The organism is Sagittula sp. P11 (assembly GCF_002814095.1).
Lineage (GTDB): Bacteria > Pseudomonadota > Alphaproteobacteria > Rhodobacterales > Rhodobacteraceae > Sagittula.
The window spans coordinates 940,428-961,488 of the sequence record NZ_CP021913.1 but is presented as its reverse complement, the minus strand read 5'-3'; the positions used below and the strand labels follow the sequence as shown (position 1 = coordinate 961,488).

Sequence of the window (21,061 nt, the reverse complement as noted above, 5' to 3'; positions counted from 1 at the left end):
TGGCGCCATGCAGGGGCGCTGACAAGGAATGTGGCAGAAGTTTCACGGTCTCGTGTGCAAGAGCGGGAATTGTTACAGCTTCGGCCAGCCCCTGAAACAGCTGTTGAAACAAAGGTCTGGAGGCGGACGACATGAGGCCGGATCTGAACGAGACCCTCGCGCGGGCGCGCGCGGACCTGCGTATGGGGGTGCCGGTGGTGCTGACCTCCGGCGATCGCACGGTTCTGGTGGCCGCGGCGGAAACCATTGCCGCGGCACGGCTGGCGGGGATGCTGGCGCTTGGCGACGTGGATCTGACCATCACCGGCCGCCGGGCCGAGACGCTGAAGGCGCGGGCCTACGACGGCGACATTGCCCGTGTCGCGGTGCCCGACGGCGCCGCCCTGTCCTGGGTGCACGGCATCGCCGATCCGTCCGAGGACCTGTCGAAGCCGATGAAAGGCCCGCTGATGACACGGCGCGGCGGGGACGCGGGGCTGCACCGGCTGTCCGTCACGCTGTGCAAGGGCGCGCGCCTCTTGCCCGCGGCGCTCGTCGTGCCGGTGGAGCGGGGCTTTGCCGCTGCCGAGGGGCTGGTCTCCATCGACGCAGGTGCCGCCGCCCCCTTCCTCGAGGCCGTCCCGGTCCTGCGCCACGTTGTCTCTGCCCGTGTGCCGCTGCGCGCCGCGGAGGATGCGCGCCTGCACATCTACCGGCCCGAAGACGGCTCCGAAGAACACTACGCCATCGAGATCGGCCGCCCCGACCGCGCCGCTCCGGTGCTGGCGCGCCTCCATTCCGCGTGTTTCACCGGCGATCTCCTGGGTTCGCTGAAATGCGATTGCGGCCCGCAGCTGAACGCCGCGCTGATGCAGATGGGCGCGGAAGGGGCCGGTGTGCTGCTGTACCTCCAGCAGGAGGGCAGGGGCATCGGTCTGGCCAACAAGATGCGGGCCTATGCGCTGCAGGACCAGGGCTTCGACACGGTGGAGGCCAACCACCGGCTCGGGTTCGAGGACGACGAACGCGATTTCCGCCTCGGGGCGCAGATCCTCGGCTCTCTCGGGTTCGAGGCGGTGCGGCTGATGACGAACAACCCGGCAAAGCTCGCCATGATGGCGGATTGCGGAATTGCGGTGGCCGAACGTGTGCCCCTGAAAGTCGGTGAAACGCCCTTCAACGCCCGTTATCTTGCAGTAAAGGCCGAGAAGTCGGGCCACCTGTTCTAGCGACGGCACTTCGGCGCGGGTCTTGCGCCCGGCGTCCGCAGGCATAGGTTTGTCGCGAAGGAGATCCCCATGCGTTATTCCCTGCTCGACCTCGCCCCGGTGCCTGAAGGCAGCTCCACCGCCGATGCCCTGCGCAACACCGGCGACCTCGCCCGCCAGGCCGAGGCGTTGGGGTATCACCGCTACTGGCTGGCCGAACACCACAACATGCCCGGCATCGCGTCTGCGGCGACGGCTGTCCTGATCGGCCATGTCGCCGGGCTGACAGAGCGGATGCGCGTCGGTGCGGGCGGGATCATGCTGCCGAACCACGCGCCGCTCGCCGTGGCCGAAGCCTTCGGCACGCTGGCCACGCTCTATCCCGGACGGATCGACCTGGGGCTCGGCCGTGCCCCGGGCGGCGATCACGCGGTGATGCAGGCCCTGGGCGTCCATCCCGAGCGGGCAGAGAACTTCCCCAACGAGGTCGCGGAGATGCGCGCACTCTTCGGTCCGCCCGTCGAGGATCGCTCGGTGCGCGCTCACCCCGGCGAAGGCACGGAGGTGCCGCTCTGGGTCCTCGGCTCGTCGCTGTACGGTGCACAGGTGGCCGCGGCACTGGGCCTTCCCTATGCCTTCGCCTCGCATTTCGCCCCTGCAGCACTGGAAAAGGCGTTCGAGGTCTACCGCCGCTACTTCCGCCCGTCGGAGACACTTGAAAAACCCTACGCGATGCTCGCGGTCAACGTCTTCGCGGCCGACACCGAAGGCGAAGCGCGACGGTTGAGAACCACCATGCAGCAGGCCTTCTATCGGCTGCGGACTGGCAAACCCGGCAAGCTGCCAGCCCCGGTTGACGACCTGTCGCAGGTGGTGCCGCAAGGCGCGATGCCGGCGCTGGACGAGGCACTGCGCATCAGTGCCGTCGGAGATCCTGCGCAGGTGGAGGCGCAACTGCGTACCCTGATCGCAGAGCACCGCCCGGACGAGGTCATCTTCACCGGCCAGATCCACGATCACGCGGCGCGTGTGAAGTCCTTCGCCATTGCGGCAGACGCGATGCAACGGATCTCCCGGGCCGAAGCTGCCTGATGCGCGCAGTGTCCTCCAGCGACATGGTGCTGACCCGGCAAGGGCTCCGGTTCGCCGGTCATGTCTGGCCGTGCACCATCGGGCGCGGGGGTGTGCGCACGGACAAGCGTGAAGGCGACGGCGCCACGCCCGCGGGCGTTCATGATATCGTGGGGCTTCTGTACAGACCCGACCGCATCGCCCGGCCCGTCCCCTGGGCGGTGCCCATCCGGCCCGGCGACCTCTGGTCAGACGATTCCCGCCACGAGGATTACAACCTCATGGTCCGTGCCCCCTATCCATGGAGCCACGAACGCCTGCGCCGCGCCGACCGCCTCTACGACCTCGTGATCCTGACGGACTGGAACTGGCCCCGGGCCGAGAGGGGGCGCGGCTCCGCCATCTTCCTGCACCGCTGGCGCCGCCCGGGCTTCCCGACAGAGGGCTGCGTGGCTTTCCGGCCCGATCACCTCCTGCGGATCGCCAGCCGGATCCAGATCGGCACACGGCTCATCGTGCCAGCATCACTCGCCTGACACCCAAACCCGCGCGATCAAGGCCCAACGCCCAAGGCGAGCCGCCCGAGACCAGCGCGGCAGACCCTTCATCTTGGTTCAAATACCTGATCAGCGCCAACCGCGGGTCCGACCTCATGGCAAGAGTGCCCGCCGCGGGAGGCCCAGGCCTCCAGCGGCGGATCGACGCCGAAGGCGGCGAAATCACTTCACGAACAGCTTCCGGGGCCGGTCGCACAGGCACTCGGCTGCCTGACCCTCGCGGATGACGATCGATTCCGTGATCTCCAGCCCCCAGTTCTCCATCCAGAGGCCCGGCATGAAGTGGAAGGTCATGCCCGCTTCCAGCACGGTCTCGTCCTCGGGCCGGATCGAGATGGTACGCTCGCCCCAGTCCGGCGGATAGCTCAGGCCGATGGGATAGCCCGACCGTGCGCCCCGCGTGATGCCGGCCTTGATCAGCGAGGCGTTCAGCGCGTTGGCGATGTCGCAGGCGCGGTTGCCGGCGCGGGCGGCCTCCAGCCCGGCCTCGATGCCTTCGACCAGCGCGGCCTCGGCGTGCAGGATGTAGTCGGGCGGCTCGCCCAGGAAGATCGTCCGGCAGAACGGCGCGTGGTAGCGGCGAACGCAGCCCGAGATCTCGAAAAAGGTCGCCTCGCCGGTGGCGAAGGGTTTGCCGTTCCACGTCAGGTGAGAGGCGGCCGCATCGGCGCCCGAGGGCAGGAGAGGCACGATGGCGGGATAGTCGCCCCACTGGCCTTCCGTCCCGGTGACCGCGTCGCGGTAGATCTCCGCCACGATCTCGTTCTTCGGCACGCCGGGCTCGACCCGCTCCAGCAGCCCGTCGATGATCTTCTCGGAGATCCGGGCAGCGGCGCGCATGTAGGTCAGTTCCTCGTCCGACTTGACCGCGCGCTGCCAGTTCACCAGCGCCGTCGCGTCCTCGAAATGCGCGTCGGGCATGGCGGCGCGCAGGGTCAGCCAGGCCTTGGCGGAGAAATAGTAGTTCTCCAGTTCCACGCCGATGCGCGCGGTGGCATAGCCGAGGTCGTGCAGGCGGGCGGCCAGCTCCTGCATCGGGTGCTTTTCGGTCGACTGGATGTAGGTCTCGTCGTAACTGGTGACGCGTTCGTCATCCATCCAGACGGTGCGCAGGGCGCCCGCGCCATCTTGCCGGCGGCCCCACCACATCGGGTCCGTGGTCGGGTCGGCAAAGACCAGAACCCCCTGGTGCACGTAGAAGGACCAGCCGTCGTAGCCGGTGATCCAGGCCATGTTCGACGGATCGGTGAGCAGCATCACGTCCAGATCGTGCCGCGCCATGGCGGCGCGGGTCTTGGCCAGCCGGCGGTCGTATTCCGACTGCGAGAATGGCAGGGATTTGGCGAACTGGTGCGGCACGGGGGGCTCCTGCAGTAAGTGTCTTCGGGCACCCTAGGGGCGGGGGTTCCACACGGTCCAGACGGGAAGCGACACGAAGAGACGCTTTTTGACCGGGTGCCCGTCAAGCGGGCTGATCCCGTCATCGCCCGGTCCCCCGGTTCACGTCCCGGTGCAGAGCAACCGTCGTGCATCGGACGACCGTTTTCGTGCAAAGATGACCCCAGGATGGGTCGGATCTGCACACAGCGGTCCGCTGGCACGCAGCCGAATCGGCCCGGAATCGGCGCGGAAAGGGCCTGCGATTCGCTATCGGGGTGAGAGAATCACCCTTCGCGGTGCGACGCGTCGACCGCTTCGGAAGGCGGTCGGGCCGGGGCATTTTGCGGGAGGATCGTCGTCTCTGCAGGGTTGTGCGCGCAACGATCACTTCCGGGCGCAATTGCCTGATGTTTAAGCAGTCCCGGTGCGACATCTTGGAGGATAACGTGTGTATGGGCGCCAATTTTCGCGTTTTGGATGAGATAACGCCCGGCCCCAAACAATTCTGCCGCAGGAGGATTTACGGATGGGCCATGGTTCTCCCGTCGATTGTCCTGCACGACGCCGTTTTTCTGACCGGAAGTGCCGGATTTGCCTGCCTGATGTGCGAGCTTCGGGGAGATGCTTGCAGTCATGCCCGTAACGGGTTTTAGTTTGAGACCATAAAAGCGGATCAAATCCGCGGAACAAAAACACAGGGAGCCTGCTTTGGCAGATGGATCTTCGGGCGACGCATTCGTCGCATTCGAGCGTGTGCAGAAGAGCTACGACGGCGAAACGCTGGTCGTAAAAGACCTCAACCTCTCGATGCCGAAGGGCGAGTTTCTGACGATGCTCGGGCCGTCGGGGTCCGGCAAGACCACCTGCCTGATGATGCTCGCCGGTTTCGAGACCGCCACGCATGGTGAAATTCTTCTGGACGGAAAGCCGATCAACAACATTCCGCCGCACAAGCGCGGGATCGGCATGGTGTTCCAGAACTACGCGCTGTTCCCCCATATGACCGTGGCTGAGAACCTGTCGTTCCCGCTGGAAGTGCGCAAGATCGGCAAGTCCGACCGCGAGGCGAAGGTCAAGCGCGCGCTGGACATGGTGCAGATGGGCGCATTCGGCGGCCGCCGCCCGGCACAGCTTTCTGGTGGTCAGCAGCAGCGGATCGCGCTGGCCCGCGCTCTGGTCTTCGAACCGGAGCTGGTGCTGATGGACGAACCCTTGGGCGCGCTCGACAAGCAGCTGCGCGAGCACATGCAGTTCGAGATCACCAACCTCGCGCACAGCCTCGGCATCACCACGGTTTACGTGACCCACGACCAGACCGAGGCGCTGACCATGTCGGACCGCGTCGCGGTGTTCGACGACGGACGCATCCAGCAGCTCGATCCGCCGGACGTGCTGTACGAGGAGCCGAAGAACAGCTTCGTCGCGCAGTTCATCGGCGAGAACAACACGCTGGAAGGCGTGGTGCAGGAGATCAAGGGCGATCACTGCGTGGTCAAGCTGGACGGCGGCGAGGTGATCGACGCGACCCCGGTGAACGTCTCGAAGGTCGGTGAGCGGACCAAGGTCTCCATCCGGCCTGAACGAGTCGAGTTCAACAAGGACCGCCTGCAGCCCGGCGCGCACACGCTGAAGGCCGAAGTGCTGGAATTCATCTACATGGGCGACATCTTCCGCACCCGTCTCAAGGTGGCGGGCAACGACGATTTCGTCATCAAGACGCGCAACGCGCCCGACCAGGTGCGACTGCAACCCGGCAGCACGGTCGAGATCGGCTGGCTCCCGAAGGACTGTCGCGCGCTCGACGCGACCTGAGCGCCGTGAAGGATACCGCCCGTTCCCGGAATGGGGCGACGGCGGTTGAACTTGGGCCGGTTGTGAAACCCGTAACCCGGCTCTGTCTTCAACGGGTGTTGTTATGGAGAATTGGATGACACTCACGCGGAACCTTCTCGCCACAACCTGCCTGTCGCTTGCGGCAGGTGCGGTGAGCGCGCAGGACATGGCCGACAGCATGACCATCGTCAGCTGGGGCGGAGCCTATCAGAACAGCCAGGTCAAGGCCTATGCCGAGCCCTACATGGAGGCCAACCCCGGTGTGTCGATCACCTGGGACGAGTCGTCCAACGAAGCGGTGGCCAAGCTGCGCGCGCAGGCCGAAGCCGGCAACATCACATGGGACCTCGTGGACGTCGAAGGCCCGGACAGCCAGCGTCTGTGCGACGAAGGCCTCGCCATGGAGATCGACTTCGACGAGGATCTGGCCGCCGGTGAAGACGGCTCCACCGCGACCGAAGACTTCGGTCCGTCCGTGATCAACGACTGCTTCATCCCGCAGATCGTGTTCTCCACCACCTTCGGTTACCGCACCGATGTGGCGGATTGGAACGGCGCGACGCCGGACAGCCTCTGCGCGATCTTCGATCTCGAGAAGTTCCCGGGCAAGCGTTCGCTGGAGAAGCGCCCGAAGAAGAACCTCGAGTGGGCGCTGCTGTGTGACGGCGTCGCCAAGGAAGACCTCTACGACGTGCTTGACGAGGACGGCGGCGTGGACCGCGCGCTCGCCAAGCTGGACACCATCAAGGACCAGGTTGTCTGGTGGTCCGCGGGTGCAGACACCCCGCAACTGCTGGCAGATGGCGAGGTCGTGATGGGTTCGACCTACAACGGACGCCTGTTTTCTGTTATCGAAGAGCAGAAGCAGCCGGTCGCCATGCTCTGGGACTGGCAGGTCTTCGACTTCGACGGCTGGATCATTCCCGCCGATCTGCCCGAGGACCGTCTGGCGCGCGTGATGGACTTCGTGAAGTTCGCCACCGACACCCAGCGCCTCGCCGACCAGGCGAAATACATCTCGTACGGCCCGGCACGCGCATCGTCGCAGCCGCTGGTATCGACCCATGCCGACATGGGAATCGAGATGGGGCCGCACATGCCGACGAACCCCGCCAACCAGAAGAACTTCCTCGTGAACAACATCGAGTGGTGGGCTGACAACCAGGACGACGTGGAAGCGCGCTTCCAGTCCTGGCTGGTCAAATAAGTCAATCGGGTGGGGCGGCCGCGAAACCGCCCTACCTGTCTTACCGGAACGGGGCCCACTCGGCCCTGTCCGGACAAGGCGGAGCGGAACGTATCGCTCTGCGTGAACTGCGGGATGGATGACGAAACCGTCCCGCGACGACAAGGGAGACCGAAATGAAATTCACCAAGACCCTGATGGCGACAACGGCACTCACCGTGGCTGCCACCGGTGCCTTCGCGGAAAGCCACGGCAACATGGCGTCCGACATGACCCTCGTGAGCTGGGGCGGTGCATACCAGAACAGCCAGCAGAAGGCCTACGTCGAACCCTACCTCGAAATGCACCCGGACGTATCCGTGTCGTGGGACGAGTCCTCGGCCGAGGCGGTTGCCAAGCTGCGTGCGATGAACGAAGCAGGCAACGTGACCTGGGATCTCGTGGACGTCGTGGCGTCTGACGCCATCCGTCTGTGCGACGAAGGTCTGGCCATGGAAGTCGACCACGACGAGCTCCTCGCGGAAGCGCCCGACGGCACCTCCGCTTCGGACGATTTCGGCGACCTGATCGTCTCTGACTGCTACATCCCGCAGATCGTGTATTCGACCACGGTCGGCTACCGCACGGACCTCGTGCCGGAAGGCACCGAGCCGCCGTCCGACATCTGCGCCGTCTTCGACCTGGAAACCTACCCGGGCAAGCGTGCGCTGGAAAAGCGTCCGATCAACAACATGGAATGGGCGCTGCTCTGTGACGGCGTGGCCAAGGAAGACGTCTACGACGTCCTCGAGACCGAGGAAGGCCAGGACCAGGCTCTGGCCAAGCTGGAGACCATCAAGGACCAGGTCGTCTGGTGGAACGCGGGCGCAGACACGCCGCAGCTTCTGGCCGACGGCGAAGTGTTCATGGGCTCGACCTACAACGGCCGCCTGTACTCTGCCATCGTGGAGCAGGACCAGCCGATCGGCATGCTCTGGGACGCACAGGTCTTCGACCTTGACGGCTGGATCATTCCCGAAGGTCTGCCGGAAGACCGTCTGGCGCGCGTGAAGGACTTCGTTAAGTTCGCCACCGACACCCAGCGTCTTGCCGACCAGGCACAGTACATCTCCTACGGTCCGGCACGCGCCTCTTCGGCGCCGCTGGTGCCCGAAGACATGAAGATGCACATGCCGACCGACCCGGCGAACTCGGGCAACACGTTCCTCTACAACTATGAGTTCTGGGCTGACTATCGCGACGACATCGACGCGAAGTTCCAGGCCTGGCTCGCTCAGTAAGGACCGGGGCAGGGCGGCGGCGCACAGCCCCGCCCCACCTTGCGACATCGTTCGTGGCGGGGCATCCGCGCCGCCACGGGCCACAAACAAGACGACAGTCAAAATGACAGGGGGACGGGGCACCATGCCCAAGGGCTACATCATAGGCCACATCACGGTTAAGGACCCTGAGTCCTACCGCGAATACGTCGAACGCGACACGCCGATCCTGCAACGGCTGGGCGGCACGTTCATCGTCCGTGGGGGACAATCCCAGGTCGTCGAGGGCAAAGCCCACGACCGCCACGTCGTCATCGAATTTCCCAGCTACGCGGCCGCGCTGGCGGCCTACAACGATCCGGAGTACCAGGAGGTCGCCCAGATCCGCCACAACACGGCGGACAGCGTGATACTCGTGGTCGAGGGGGCAGAATGACCGACGCGACCACAGATCCAGACAAGATCGAAGGACCGACACCCGACAACGCCCTGCGGGCCGCGGACAAGGCAAAGTCCGGGCCGATGCTGGCGGCGGACGGGACGCCGCTGAAGCGGAGCCTTGCGCGCGCCCTGCGAAGGCAGAAGCTGCGGGCGCTGATGCTGATCGCGCCGCTGCTCATCTTCGTGCTGGTGACCTTCATCGCACCGATCGTCGACATGCTGTTCCGCTCGGTCGAGAACCAGATCGTCTCCGAGACCCTGCCGAAGACGGTGGTCGCGCTCGAGGACTGGGACGACGAAAGCGGCGAACTGCCCGGCAACACGGTGTTCAACGCCGCCTACGAGGACATTTTCCTCGCCGCCGAGAAGAAGCTCCACACGCGCCTCGGCACACGTCTCAACTACGAACTGACCGGCGTCTCCTCCCTGTTCCGCAAGTCGGGCCGCGGACTGGACGACATCGGCGAGGTCTACCAGGACCAGTTCGAGGATCTCGACGAGAACTGGGACGAGGCGCTGCCGTGGGCCCAGATCATGGGCGACCCGGAATGGATCGCCAAGCAGGAGAAATGGGACAACACGGCCGAGGACGACCGCGGCCGGATGCCCCGGTTCGACCTGCGCGACGACATTGTGCAGACGCTGCCCAACGCCTCCATCGCCTACCGCGACTTTGCCCGCTTCCAGCAGACCGAGGAAGAGAGCAGCCCGCTCGAGGAAGAGCCCTGGTCGCTGGTGCACACGATGCTCTACCGCGACCTCGCGGCCGGCGACATGTCCGACTACACCGGCCCGCAGGCCGAGATGCTGAAGGCCGCCGACGCATTGGTCGACAGCCCGGATTTCGAGACCGTCGACATCCGCGCGGCGTTCGAGGACATCGATAAGGACTGGCTCGACATCGACGTCTGGAAGACGATCAAGATGTACTCGCCGAATTACACCAACGGCTACTTCCTGAACTCCATCGACATGCAGAAGACGCCCGAGGGGCCGGCGCTGCGGGATGAGGACGAACGGATCTACGGGCTGCTGTTCAAGCGTACGATGTTCATGTCGATGGTCATCACTTTCAGCTGCATCGCGCTGGCCTACCCGGTGGCCTACCTTCTGTCCAACCTGCCTGCGCGCACCGCAAACCTGCTGATGATCCTCGTGCTTCTGCCCTTTTGGACATCGCTTCTGGTGCGGACCTCCGCATGGAAGGTGATGCTGCAGCAGCAGGGGGTGATCAACGACGTGCTTGTCTGGATCGGCCTCGTGGCGGACGACAACCGGCTGGTGATGATCAACAACCAGCTCGGCACGATCATCGCCATGACGCACATCCTGCTGCCGTTCATGATCCTGCCGATGTACTCGGTGATGGCGACCATCCCGCCGACCTACGTCCGTGCGGCGAAGTCGCTGGGCGCCACCAACTGGACGACTTTCTGGCGGGTGTACTTCCCGCAGTCGGTCCCGGGCATCGGAGCGGGGTCGATCCTCGTGTTCATCCTCGCCATCGGCTACTACATCACACCCGAGATCGTCGGCGGCACGACCGGCACGTTCATCTCGAACCGGATCGCCTACCACATCTCGTCCTCGCTCAACTGGGGCCTTGCAGCCGCGCTGGGGACGATCCTGCTGGCGGTGGTGCTGATCCTCTACTGGGCCTACGACAAGATCGTCGGCATCGACAACGTGAAGCTGGGGGGCTGATCCATGGCTGTTGAAACGCAACCGATCAAGAAACCCGCCAGCTTCATCGCACCGGTAATGGGCGCCTTCGGGGCCTTTGCCGGGGTGTTCGTCGGCGCCGCCAACGGGTCCGTCCTGACCGGCATCATCGTAGGCTTCGTGGTGCTCGCCGCCATCGCCTATGTCGCGATGGAGGTGCTGGATCCGAAGATGGAAACCTCCGTGAAGTGGGGCCTCGTTGTCTTGCTTGCGGTGGCCGGATACCTGCTGGGGGGGCTGCCGGGCGCCGTGGTCGGGGCCATCTTCGGCTACATCTTCGGCGTCCTGATCTACTGGATCGGCATGGGTCGCTACAGGGTGCCGCTTCCGCCGTACCTGACCTCGGGCCAGGTTCTGTGGCACTACAGTTTCCGCACGCTGTGCGGGGCGATCTTCGTGTTCCTGATCACGCCGATCCTCGTCGTGATGCCGCTCTCCTTCAACGCGGAGAACTTCTTTACCTTCACGCCCGAGATGCTGCGGTTCGACCCGGCAGGTTACTCGCTGAAGCACTACCGTGACTTCTTTACCTCGTCGGAGTGGCAGCAGGCGCTGCGCAACTCGCTGATCATCGCACCCTTCGCGACGTTCCTTTCGGTCAGCTTCGGCACGCTAGCAGCCATCGGCCTCTCGTCCGAGCACGTGCCGTTCCGTCGCGCGATCATGGCGATCCTAATCTCTCCGATGATCGTGCCGCTCATCATCTCGGCGGCGGGCATGTACTTCTTCTACTCGCGGATCGGTCTGCAGGGCACGCTGTTCGGGGTGGTCCTGGCACACGCGGCGCTTGGCATTCCGTTTGTCATCATCACAGTGACCGCGACGCTCGTGGGCTTCGACCGGTCGCTGACGCGGGCGGCGGCGAACATGGGTGCTAACCCGGTGACGACGTTCTTCCGTGTGCAGATGCCGCTCATCCTGCCAGGCGTGATCTCGGGCGGCCTGTTCGCCTTCATCACCTCCTTCGACGAGGTAGTTGTCGTGCTCTTCGTCGGTTCGGCCAAGCAGCAGACCCTGCCATGGCAGATGTTCACCGGCCTGCGGGAGCAGATTTCGCCGACGATCCTTGCGGTGGCGACGATCCTCGTAGCGATCTCGATCCTGTTGCTGACCACGGTGGAGATCCTGCGCCGCCGGTCGGAGCGCATGCGCGGCATGAGCCCGGGCTGATCGTTCGAATTTTCGAGGTCCGGTTAACCTCCATCAGGGTTAACCCGTCAATTTTACGAAGAGAAACCACGGCAGGCGCAGAGATGTGCCTGCCGTTTTCACCTTCTGACAAGATATCTTGGGGATGCTGACCGGCGAACCCGAACCAAGGATCCGGTCATGAGCCAGCACGACAGACAACTTGCCCCGCAGACCCGGCCCCTGTCCGGCGGCGAAGTGCCGTTCGATCCCGGCGAGCTGTTCTATTCCCGCACCGACGACCGCGGCATCATTGCCGAGGGCAACCAGGTCTTTCGCCGGATTTCCGGCTTCGGCTGGTCCGAGCTGAAGGGCGCGCCGCACAAGCTGGTCCGCCATCCCGACATGCCGAAGGGCGTCTTTTACCTGTTCTGGGACCGCCTGAAGTCCGGCAAGAAGATGGTCGCCTACGTCAAGAACCGCACGAAGGACGGGCGGCACTACTGGGTCACCGCGCTGACGTGGAAGATTCCCGAGGGCTACATGTCCGTTCGGCTGAAGCCCACAACCGACCTCAGGGCGGAGGTGGAGGCGATCTACAAGGACCTTCTCAACGCGGAACAGAACGACGGCGTGACCCCGGAGCAAAGCGCGGAACGCCTGCTGGCGAAGATCGCCGAGATGGGTTTCGTCGACTACGACGCCTTCATGGCGCACGCCCTGCGCACGGAGATGGAGAACACCTCGAAGCTGGTGCACATGCCGTTGACCCCGATGCAGCAGCGCTTCTTCGCGATGTTCGACACGATCAGCGAACTCGGGGCGGAGGTCGAGGGGCTGGTAGAGGTCATTCGCGCCATCCGCACGGTGCCGATGAACATGCGCATCCTCGCATCGCGTCTGGAAAGTTCGGGCGGGCCGATCAGCGCGATCTCGGTCAACTACAGCCAGATGCTCGAGGAAATGTCGACCTGGATCAAGCAGTTCGCGGAAGGGCCGGACTGCACCTTTGCCCGTATCAAGTCCGCGATCCAACAGGGGCAGTTCCTAGTTTGTGCGTCCTCGATGCAGTCGTCCATGTCGGTCTATTTCGAAAAGGATCTGGCCGGGGCAAAGGACATCACGGCCCTCTCCCAGGACAAGGAAACGCTCGAGCGTGAGGCGCACCGCTTTCAGACCGAGGCGCAGGAGTCCCTGAAACTGATCGAATCCGAAGTGCGCCGCCTCAGCCGCAGCGTGCTGGACATGAAGCGCTACGTGACCGGTCTCAGCTCCACCCGGATGATGTGCAAGATCGAAAGCGCCTCGCTGGGGGATTCGGACACCGCCCTGAATGGCATCGTCGAACAGCTCGACGAACGGCAGGACGAAATCGAGCGCCGTCTCGCCAGGGTCGTTGAGCTGAACTCCAACATCCAGGGCCACAGCGCGATGCTGAGAAGCATGTCCTGAACCGCCGGGGGCAGGGCGAGCATTCATCAATTCTCAAGGGATCTGGCAGAAAGTGCGAGCCGGGTCGTTTTCAGAGGCCGGACGAATGACAGAGCATACAACGCGTTTTACCTCCGACAGCAGCTACGCAGGGTCGGAGGCACAATTCCATCTTTCGGAATTGTTCTACTCACGCACCGATCCACGCGGTGTGATCCAGGCCGGCAACACCGTGTTCCAGCGTGTGGCGGGATACGATTGGGATGATTTGGTCGGCGCGCCGCACAAGATCGTCCGCCATCCGGACATGCCCAAAGGCGTTTTCCAACTGGTCTGGGATCGCCTTGGACAGGGCAAACCCACCGGATGCTACGTCAAGAACAGGTGCAAGAACGGCCGGTTTTACTGGGTGTTCGCACTCATCGCACCGATCGAGGGGGGGTATGTCTCCACCCGGCTGAAGCCGACCTCGCCCCTGCGGGAAAAGGTGGAACTGATCTACAAGAGCCTTCTGGCCCGGGAACGCGAAGAGGGGCTGAAGCCTTCCGCCAGCGCCGATGCCATGTTGGAGGCGCTGAAAAAGGCCGGCTATTCAAGCTATGATGCTTTCCAGAGCCACGCCATGGCGGTGGAGGCGGAAACCCGCGCCCAGCATCTCGGCCGCCAACTCGACCCACTCCAGCGGCGTTTTCTGGACATGTCGCGCGCCATCACGCAGGTGCACGTCGAGACCACCGAGATGACCGAAGCGTTCAAGGCGATCCGGACCGTGCCGATGAACATGCGGATCATCGCTTCGCGTCTGGAAAGCGCGGGCGGCCCGATCAGCGCGATCTCGGTCAACTACAGCCAGATGCTCGAGGAAATGTCGACCTGGGTGGACACCTTCGTCGACGGCGATGCCTGTGTCTTCGCCCGCATCCGCGACGCAATCTTCAAGGGCCAGTTCCTGGGTTTCGCCACGCAGATCGAACGCGAAATGATCGGCATCTTCGAGGAAGAGCGCGAAAAGTTCGGCGCGATCTATCCAAGCAACGTGTCGACGGAAACGGAAGCGGCCCGTTGCGAAGAGGTGCGCAACAGTTTCCTCGAAGCCACCGCCGGATCGCTCGGAGACGTTGAAACGGAAGCAAAGCGCTTCGCCCGCAGCGTGCTGGACATGAAGCGCTACGTGACGGGGCTCAGCTCCACGCGGATGATGTGCAAGATCGAAAGCGCGGCGCTGAACAATTCCGGCACCGCCCTGTCCGGCATCGTCGAACAACTGGATGCCTGTCAGGACGAGATCGAACGCAGGCTGGCCCGTGTCGTGGAACTCAATTCCGTAATCCAGGGCAACACAGCCATGTTAAGGTCCCTGATCTGAGCCGGGGATTCTCGCGGGTCATCGAGTGACGTCGGGGCCCGGAGGAAGATGCCGTAGGGCGGAGTTGTACTCCGCCCCCGTTCAATCAGCTTCGGACCAGCTTCTCGTAGTCCGACGAGATCTCGCGCGTCATGGCACCGACCTCGAAGTTGTAATCGCCGATCTGGCCCACCGGGGTCACCTCGGCGGCGGTGCCGGTCAACCAGCACTGCTCGAAGCCTTCCATCTCTTCCGGCATGATGTGCCGTTCGTGGACCTTGATCTGCTTCTCTTCCAGCATGCCGATCACCGTCTGGCGGGTCAGGCCGTTGAGGAAGCAGTCGGGCTTCGGCGTGTGCACCTCGCCATCCTTGACGAAGAAGATGTTGGCGCCGGTCGCTTCGGCCACGTAGCCGCGGTAGTCCATGAACAGCGCGTCGGAGCACCCCTTGGCTTCGGCCGCATGCTTGGATGTGGTGCAGATCATGTAGAGGCCGGCGGCCTTGGCGTGCACCGGAATGGTCTCGGGCGAGGGGCGCTTCCACTTGGAGATGTCGAGCTTCGCGCCCTTCATCTTCGCATCGCCATAGTAGTTGCCCCAGCCCCAGGCAGCGATGGCCAGCCGCACTGGATTGCGGGCCGAGGACACACCCATGTCCGGACCGGCGCCGCGCCAGGCCACCGCGCGCACGTAGGCGTCGGTGAAACCGTTGGCCTCCAGCACCTGGGCCTTGGCGGCTTCGATCTCGTCGACGGAGAACGGGATCTCGAAGTCGAGGCAGGAGGCCGAGAAATGCAGGCGCTCCGAATGCTTGCGCGACAGGAAGATCTTGCCGCCGTAGGCGCGTTCGCCTTCGAACACGGAGGAGGCATAGTGCAGCCCGTGAGTCAGGACATGGACCTGCGCGGAGCGCCAATCCACAAGCTTGCCGTCCAGCCAGATCTTGCCGTCGCGGTCGTCATAGGCACTCTCGGCCATCGCGTCTCTCCTCTGCGTTGCGGCGCTTTTCCGATTGTTGCGCGGAATTGACTGAAGTCGGATATAAAGTTGCGCCAAACTGGCGACTCGCTACCAATTCGACCTTGGAATGTCAACAAGGCTGACTTAAAATGCCCTGCAAAACAGGAGGCATCCGATGTCAGACGGGCGGACAGCGCAGGGCGAGACGCTGCTGTATCTCACCGACGAGCAGCTGCGGCAGGGCGCGGAAGCGATGTTCTTCGCCTACCGCGGGTTCACTGCGGACCCGGACCGTATCCTGACGGGGCTGAGTTACGGGCGCGCCCATCACCGGGCGCTGCACTTCATCCACGGCGCCCCGGGCACGACGGTCAACAACCTCCTGAATATCCTCGGCGTGACCAAGCAATCCCTGAATCGCGTGCTGCGCACGCTGATCGAGGACGGCCTTGTGGAGAGCCGCGTGGGCCGCATCGACAAGCGTGAACGGCACCTTTACCTCACCGAAGAGGGCGGGCGTCTGGAACGCGAACTCTCGGACGTGCAGCGTGCGCGGATGCGGGCGGCCTTCCGCGACGCCGGGCCGGAGGCGGTCGCCGGGTTTCGCCGGGTGCTCGAAGCGATGATGGACCCGGAGATGCGGCTCCAGTATCAAAAGCTCAGGGAGGGTCGCGGATGAGTGAGAACGACGCCCATCTGCTGATCGTGGATGACGATGAGCGGATCCGGGGGCTGCTGCAGAAGTTCCTTGTGCGGAACGGGTTTCTGGTGAGTGCCGCGCGCGACGCGGCCCATGCCCGGCGGCTGTTGATGGGTCTGGATTTCGACATGATCGTGCTGGACGTGATGATGCCGGGCGAGGACGGCGTCAGCCTAACCCGCGGGATCCGCGAAACGTCGACCGTGCCGATCCTGCTGCTGACCGCCCGGTCCGAAACGGAGGATCGCATCGCCGGGCTGGAGGCCGGGGCGGACGACTACCTTGCCAAGCCGTTCGAGCCGAAGGAACTGCTGCTCCGGATCAACGCGATTCTGCGGCGCATGCCGGAGCCCGCCTCACAGGAAGCGGCGCCAAAGCTCATGACGCTGGGCGCCGTCCGCTACGACATCGAGCGTGGCGAGATGTGGCGCGGCGATGAGATGGTCCGCCTGACCGCGACCGAGGCACAGTTGATGCGGATCTTCTCGGCCAAGCCGGGCGAGGCGCTGAGCCGTTCGCGGCTGGTGGAGGAACTGGGCCGCGACAAAGGGCAGGCGCAGGAGCGCGCGGTGGACGTGCAGATCACCCGGCTGCGGCGCAAGCTGGAAAGCGATCCGAAGCAGCCGCGCTACCTGCAGACGGTGCGCGGGGCCGGATACATGCTTGCACCTGACTGACGCGCGGCTACGGTTTCCATGAAAATTCGAGGGAGGGCGTCATGACGACCGCACTGATCACCCATGCCGATTGCCTTGAGCATGTGACGCCGGACGGGCATCCGGAACGCGTCGCCCGGCTGGAGCATGTCCTGCACGCGCTGCAGACGCTCGACCTGCACCGCGTCACGGCGCGCGAGGCCACGGATGAGGAAATCCGCCTTGTGCACCCACAACGCTACATCGACCGGATCGTCGCGGCGGAGCCGGCCAAGGGTGTGACGCAGCTCGACGCGGACACATGGATGTCGCCGGGGTCGGTCCGGGCGGCGCGGCTTGCCGCCGGGGCGGGGATCCAGGCCGTCGACATGGTGATAGGGGGCGAGGTGAAGAATGCCTTCTGCGCCACCCGCCCGCCGGGCCACCATGCGGAGACGGAGACCCCGATGGGGTTCTGCCTGTTCGGCACCGCGGCGCTGGCCGCCAAGCATGCGCTGGACGTTCACGGGCTGGAGCGCGTGGCAGTTGTCGATTTCGACGTTCACCACGGCAACGGCACGCAGGACCTCTTGTGGAACGAGGCGCGCAGCCTGTTCATCACTTCCCAGCAGATGCCGCTCTGGCCCGGTACAGGGCACCCGGAGGAACGGGGCGCGCATGACAATGTCATGAACCTGCCGCTGCCGCCCGACAGCGGCGGTGCAGAGATGCGAGCCCGGTACGAGAAGGAGGCCTTTCCCCGGCTGCGCGACTTTGCGCCGGAACTGCTGATCATCTCTGCCGGCTTCGACGCGCATCAGGACGACCCGCTCGCCAACCTGAACTGGACGGTGGACGATTTCCGCTGGGTGACGCGCGCATTGTGCGACATCGCGCGGGAGACGGCCGGCGGGCGCGTGGTCTCGACTTTGGAAGGCGGGTATGATCTTGCAGGCCTGAGCGCGTCGGCAAAGGCGCATGTCGAAGTCCTGATGGAGGCGGGTGCATGAGCGAGCAACCTGTGAACGAGATGAGCTTTGAGCAGGCCATGGCCGAGCTGGAGCGTGTCGTGGGCGCGCTCGAGCGCGGCGACGTGGCGCTGGAAGACTCGATCAAGCTGTACGAGCGCGGCGCCGAGCTGCGCAAGCGCTGCGACCAGAAGCTCAAGGAAGCCGAGGAAAAGGTTGCCGCGATCACGCTGGACGGCGACGGCAATCCCGTGGGGACGAAGCCGGTCGAGGGCCTCTGATGACGGACGGCTCCGGACAGGAGCGGACGGCGGACATTGCGCCGCTCGGGTTCGAGGCGGCGCTTGCCCGTGCCGCCGAGCTGGCGAATGGCCAGATTTCCTATGCCTTGTCAGGCGTGCCGGGACCGGTGGCGGCTGCGATGCGCTATGCGGTGGAGGGCGGCAAGGCGCTGCGGGCCTTCATGGTCATCGAAGGCGCGCGGGTGTTCGGCATCGACCGGCAGCACGCGGCACCTGCGGCGGGCGCCATCGAGGCGCTGCATGCCTACAGCCTCGTGCACGACGATCTACCCTGCATGGACGATGACGACATGCGGCGCGGGAAACCCACCGTGCACCGCAAGTGGGACGAGACCACCGCCGTCCTGGCCGGGGATGCGCTGCAGGCCCTGGCCTTCCAACTGGTGACGCACACGGCGTGCCCGGCAGAACGCCGCCTGGAGCTGGTCGCCGGACTGGCGGTGGCGGCGGGCCTGCGCGGCATGGTCGGCGGACAGGCGCGCGACATCGCCGCCGAAAGCGCCGAGACGCCCCTGACGCTGGAGGAGATCACCGCCCTTCAAGCCGGCAAGACCGGTGCGCTGATCTCCTGGTCCTGCGGGGCGGGCGCGGTCATGGCGGGAGAAAGCACAGGCCCGCTGCGGCGGTATGGCAACTGCCTCGGGCTCGCATTCCAGATCTGGGACGACGTTCTGGACGTGGAAGGCGATGCCGCCACGGTCGGCAAGGCCGTGGGCAAGGACGCGGATCGCGGCAAAGCAACCTTTGTCAGCCTCCTCGGGATGGAAGGGGCGAAGGCGCGGGCTCAGGAACTCGTGCACGAAGCCTGCACATCCCTTGACGTATACGGTGACGTGGCTGACGCCTTGCGGGACGCCGCCCGCTTCGTTATCTCGCGGCGGAACTGACGCACGCCGTCCATTGGCCCGGGCCTTGACGCCCGGATGCTCTAGATGGACGTTGAGCAAAGAGAGGACCCCAGTCCGCGCCATGTCCGATACCACGTCCGATACCCGTCCGAACCGCCCCGAGACCCCCTTGCTGGATCGGGTGCACACCCCTGCCGACCTCAAGCAGTTCTCCGACGCCGAACTGAAGCGTCTGGCGCATGAACTGCGGGAAGAGACAATCTCGACCGTGTCCGAAACCGGCGGCCACCTCGGCGCCGGTCTGGGCGTGATCGAGCTGACCGTGGCGCTGCATTCGGTATTCGACGCGCCGCGCGACAAGATCATCTGGGACGTGTCGCACCAGTGTTATCCGCACAAGATCCTGACCGGGCGGCGCGACCGCATCCGGACGCTGCGGCAGAAGGACGGGCTGTCGGGGTTCACCAAGCGCTCCGAGTCGCCCTACGATCCGTTTGGCGCGGCCCATTCCTCGACCTCGATTTCCGCCGCGCTGGGGTTTGCCGTCGCGCGCGATCTCGGCGGCGCCTGTGACACCGGCCACGGCGACGCCATCGCCGTGATCGGCGACGGAGCCATGAGCGCGGGCATGGCCTTCGAGGCACTGAACAACGCCGGCCACCTGAAGAAACGCCTGATCGTCATCCTGAACGACAACGAGATGAGCATCGCGCCGCCGACCGGCGCGCTGTCCTCCTACCTGACCCGACTGTATGCTGAGGCGCCGTTCCACGATCTGAAGGCCGCCGCGAAAGGGGCCGTATCGCTCCTGCCGGAGCCGTTCCGCGAAGGGGCGAAGCGCGCCAAGGAGATGCTGAAAGGCATGGCCGTGGGCGGGACGCTGTTCGAGGAACTGGGCTTCTCCTACCTCGGGCCGATCGACGGGCATGACCTGGACCAGCTTCTGCCGGTGCTGCGCACGGTGAAGGCACGGGCGACGGGGCCGATCCTGATCCATGCGCTGACCCGCAAGGGCAAGGGCTACAGCCACGCGGAGCACGCCGCCGACAAGGGCCATGCCCGGGCGAAGTTCGACGTGGTCACGGGCGAGCAGAAGAAAGCGCCCTCCAACGCCCCGTCCTACACCAAGGTCTTTGCCGAGGCGCTGATGGAAGAGGCCGCCGACGACAGCCGTATCTGCGCGGTCACCGCGGCGATGCCGGACGGCACCGGGCTGGACCTCTTTGCAGAGCGCTACCCCTCGCGGTGCTTCGACGTGGGCATCGCGGAGCAGCACGGCGTGACGTTCAGCGCGGGGCTTGCCGCCGGGGGCATGCGGCCGTTCTGCGCCATGTATTCGACCTTCCTGCAGCGCGGGTACGACCAGGTGGTGCACGACGTGGCCATCCAGCGGCTGCCGGTGCGCTTCGCCATCGACCGGGCCGGTCTGGTGGGGGCGGACGGGGCGACGCATGCCGGGTCCTACGACGTCGCCTACCTGTCCAACCTGCCTGGCTTTGTGGTCATGGCGGCGGCCGACGAGGCCGAGCTGAAGCACATGGTGGCCACTGCCGCCGCGCATGATACGGGCCCCATCGCCTTCCGCTATCCGCGGGGCGAGGGTGAAGGCGTGGAGATGCCGGTGCGCGGCGTGCCGCTGGAGATCGGGGTGGGCCGCGTGATGCGCGAAGGCACGCGGGTCGCCATCCTGTCCTTCGGGACGCGCCTTGGCGAAAGTATCAAGGCGGCAGAGGCGCTGGAGGCGCGCGGCGTCTCGGTTACCGTGGCGGACGCGCGCTTTGCCAAGCCACTGGACCGCGACCTGGTGCTGCGGCTCGCCCGGGAGCACGAGGCGCTGATCACTGTCGAAGAAGGGGCGGTCGGCGGCTTCGGGTCGCACGTGGCGCAACTTCTGGCCGAAGAGGGTGTCTTCGACCGAGGCCTGAAGTATCGCAGCATGGTGCTGCCCGACATCTTCATCGACCAGGCCAGCCCGCGCGACATGTACGCCGTGGCAAAGCTGAACGCCGAGGACATCGAAGCGAAGGTGCTGTCTGCACTGGGGGTCGAACGTCTGGACAAGCGGGCCTGAGGGGAGGGCGGCGCACAGCCCCGCCCTACATCCCGT

At 65.1% G+C, this 21,061-nt stretch carries 20 protein-coding genes; 17 read left to right on the top strand and 3 right to left on the bottom strand.

The annotated features are described in order from the left end of the window. Window positions 1-131 precede the first annotated feature (131 nt). The 3 genes from ribA (at window position 132) to CDO87_RS04690 (ending at window position 2,794) form a co-directional block, all read left to right on the top strand. Window positions 132-1,208: a GTP cyclohydrolase II gene (gene ribA / locus CDO87_RS04700; protein WP_100927699.1), complete on the top strand. Its 1,077-nt coding sequence runs from the start codon at window positions 132-134 to the stop codon at window positions 1,206-1,208. A 69-nt stretch (window positions 1,209-1,277) separates the two neighbouring features. Continuing rightward, window positions 1,278-2,279 carry an LLM class flavin-dependent oxidoreductase gene (locus CDO87_RS04695; protein WP_100927698.1) on the top strand — a complete coding sequence of 334 codons (1,002 nt, stop codon included), beginning with the start codon at window positions 1,278-1,280 and terminating at the stop codon, window positions 2,277-2,279. Beyond that, on the top strand, window positions 2,279-2,794 hold the full coding sequence (locus tag CDO87_RS04690; RefSeq protein WP_100927697.1) for a L,D-transpeptidase: 516 nt from the start codon (window positions 2,279-2,281) through the stop codon (window positions 2,792-2,794). The genes CDO87_RS04695 and CDO87_RS04690 overlap by 1 nt, the downstream gene beginning before the upstream one ends. A 183-nt stretch (window positions 2,795-2,977) precedes the next feature. Here CDO87_RS04690 and CDO87_RS04685 read toward each other — a convergent pair whose 3' ends face one another. Both CDO87_RS04685 and CDO87_RS26970 read right to left on the bottom strand, forming a co-directional pair. Beyond that, window positions 2,978-4,174 (bottom strand): M24 family metallopeptidase, encoded by a 1,197-nt coding sequence (locus tag CDO87_RS04685; protein ID WP_100927696.1) that lies wholly within the window; start codon window positions 4,172-4,174, stop codon window positions 2,978-2,980. A 305-nt stretch (window positions 4,175-4,479) separates the two neighbouring features. Then, on the bottom strand, window positions 4,480-4,830 hold the full coding sequence (locus tag CDO87_RS26970; protein WP_198521819.1) for a hypothetical protein: 351 nt from the start codon (window positions 4,828-4,830) through the stop codon (window positions 4,480-4,482). Between the two features lie 73 nt (window positions 4,831-4,903). Between CDO87_RS26970 and CDO87_RS04680 the strand changes: the two genes are divergently transcribed. The 8 genes from CDO87_RS04680 to CDO87_RS04645 all read left to right on the top strand — a co-directional run bounded on the left by CDO87_RS04680 (window position 4,904) and on the right by CDO87_RS04645 (window position 14,561). After that, the gene (locus CDO87_RS04680) at window positions 4,904-6,007 is read left to right on the top strand and encodes an ABC transporter ATP-binding protein (protein ID WP_100927695.1); all 1,104 of its coding nucleotides are present in this window, start codon (window positions 4,904-4,906) and stop codon (window positions 6,005-6,007) included. Window positions 6,008-6,122: 115 nt separating this feature from the next. Beyond that, window positions 6,123-7,235, top strand: a complete 1,113-nt coding sequence (locus CDO87_RS04675) for an extracellular solute-binding protein (protein ID WP_100930837.1) — start codon at window positions 6,123-6,125, stop codon at window positions 7,233-7,235. Between the two features lie 155 nt (window positions 7,236-7,390). Further along, window positions 7,391-8,494 carry an extracellular solute-binding protein gene (locus tag CDO87_RS04670; RefSeq protein WP_100927694.1) on the top strand — a complete coding sequence of 368 codons (1,104 nt, stop codon included), beginning with the start codon at window positions 7,391-7,393 and terminating at the stop codon, window positions 8,492-8,494. 124 nt (window positions 8,495-8,618) lie between these two features. Beyond that, window positions 8,619-8,909 carry a DUF1330 domain-containing protein gene (locus CDO87_RS04665; protein ID WP_100927693.1) on the top strand — a complete coding sequence of 97 codons (291 nt, stop codon included), beginning with the start codon at window positions 8,619-8,621 and terminating at the stop codon, window positions 8,907-8,909. Further along, a complete protein-coding gene (locus tag CDO87_RS04660; protein ID WP_198521818.1) occupies window positions 8,906-10,618 on the top strand; it encodes an ABC transporter permease in 1,713 nt (570 codons plus the stop codon). The genes CDO87_RS04665 and CDO87_RS04660 overlap by 4 nt, the downstream gene beginning before the upstream one ends. Before the next feature lie 3 nt (window positions 10,619-10,621). Then, window positions 10,622-11,806 carry an ABC transporter permease gene (locus tag CDO87_RS04655; RefSeq protein WP_100927692.1) on the top strand — a complete coding sequence of 395 codons (1,185 nt, stop codon included), beginning with the start codon at window positions 10,622-10,624 and terminating at the stop codon, window positions 11,804-11,806. A 159-nt stretch (window positions 11,807-11,965) separates the two neighbouring features. Further along, window positions 11,966-13,216: a PAS domain-containing protein gene (locus CDO87_RS04650; RefSeq protein ID WP_100927691.1), complete on the top strand. Its 1,251-nt coding sequence runs from the start codon at window positions 11,966-11,968 to the stop codon at window positions 13,214-13,216. Between the two features lie 85 nt (window positions 13,217-13,301). After that, window positions 13,302-14,561: a PAS domain-containing protein gene (locus CDO87_RS04645; protein ID WP_100927690.1), complete on the top strand. Its 1,260-nt coding sequence runs from the start codon at window positions 13,302-13,304 to the stop codon at window positions 14,559-14,561. An 85-nt stretch (window positions 14,562-14,646) separates the two neighbouring features. Here CDO87_RS04645 and CDO87_RS04640 read toward each other — a convergent pair whose 3' ends face one another. Further along, window positions 14,647-15,519, bottom strand: coding sequence for a branched-chain amino acid aminotransferase (locus tag CDO87_RS04640; RefSeq protein WP_100927689.1), 873 nt, complete (start codon window positions 15,517-15,519; stop codon window positions 14,647-14,649). A gap of 157 nt (window positions 15,520-15,676) precedes the next feature. Here CDO87_RS04640 and CDO87_RS04635 point away from each other — a divergent pair, with 157 nt between their 5' ends. From CDO87_RS04635 to dxs, 6 genes are all read left to right on the top strand, one after another. Beyond that, window positions 15,677-16,180, top strand: coding sequence for a MarR family winged helix-turn-helix transcriptional regulator (locus tag CDO87_RS04635; protein ID WP_100927688.1), 504 nt, complete (start codon window positions 15,677-15,679; stop codon window positions 16,178-16,180). Further along, window positions 16,177-16,878 (top strand): response regulator, encoded by a 702-nt coding sequence (locus CDO87_RS04630; RefSeq protein ID WP_100927687.1) that lies wholly within the window; start codon window positions 16,177-16,179, stop codon window positions 16,876-16,878. The genes CDO87_RS04635 and CDO87_RS04630 overlap by 4 nt, the downstream gene beginning before the upstream one ends. Window positions 16,879-16,919: 41 nt before the next feature. Further along, complete coding sequence (locus CDO87_RS04625) at window positions 16,920-17,846, top strand: histone deacetylase family protein (RefSeq protein ID WP_100927686.1); 927 nt, start codon at window positions 16,920-16,922, stop codon at window positions 17,844-17,846. Next, complete coding sequence (locus CDO87_RS04620) at window positions 17,843-18,085, top strand: exodeoxyribonuclease VII small subunit (RefSeq protein ID WP_100927685.1); 243 nt, start codon at window positions 17,843-17,845, stop codon at window positions 18,083-18,085. Before CDO87_RS04625 ends, CDO87_RS04620 begins: the two co-directional genes overlap by 4 nt. Beyond that, entirely contained in the window at window positions 18,085-18,993 is a 909-nt protein-coding gene (locus CDO87_RS04615) for a polyprenyl synthetase family protein (RefSeq protein WP_100927684.1), read from the top strand. The genes CDO87_RS04620 and CDO87_RS04615 overlap by 1 nt, the downstream gene beginning before the upstream one ends. An 82-nt stretch (window positions 18,994-19,075) precedes the next feature. Beyond that, on the top strand, window positions 19,076-21,025 hold the full coding sequence (dxs, locus tag CDO87_RS04610) for a 1-deoxy-D-xylulose-5-phosphate synthase (RefSeq protein WP_100927683.1): 1,950 nt from the start codon (window positions 19,076-19,078) through the stop codon (window positions 21,023-21,025). Window positions 21,026-21,061: the final 36 nt, after the last annotated feature.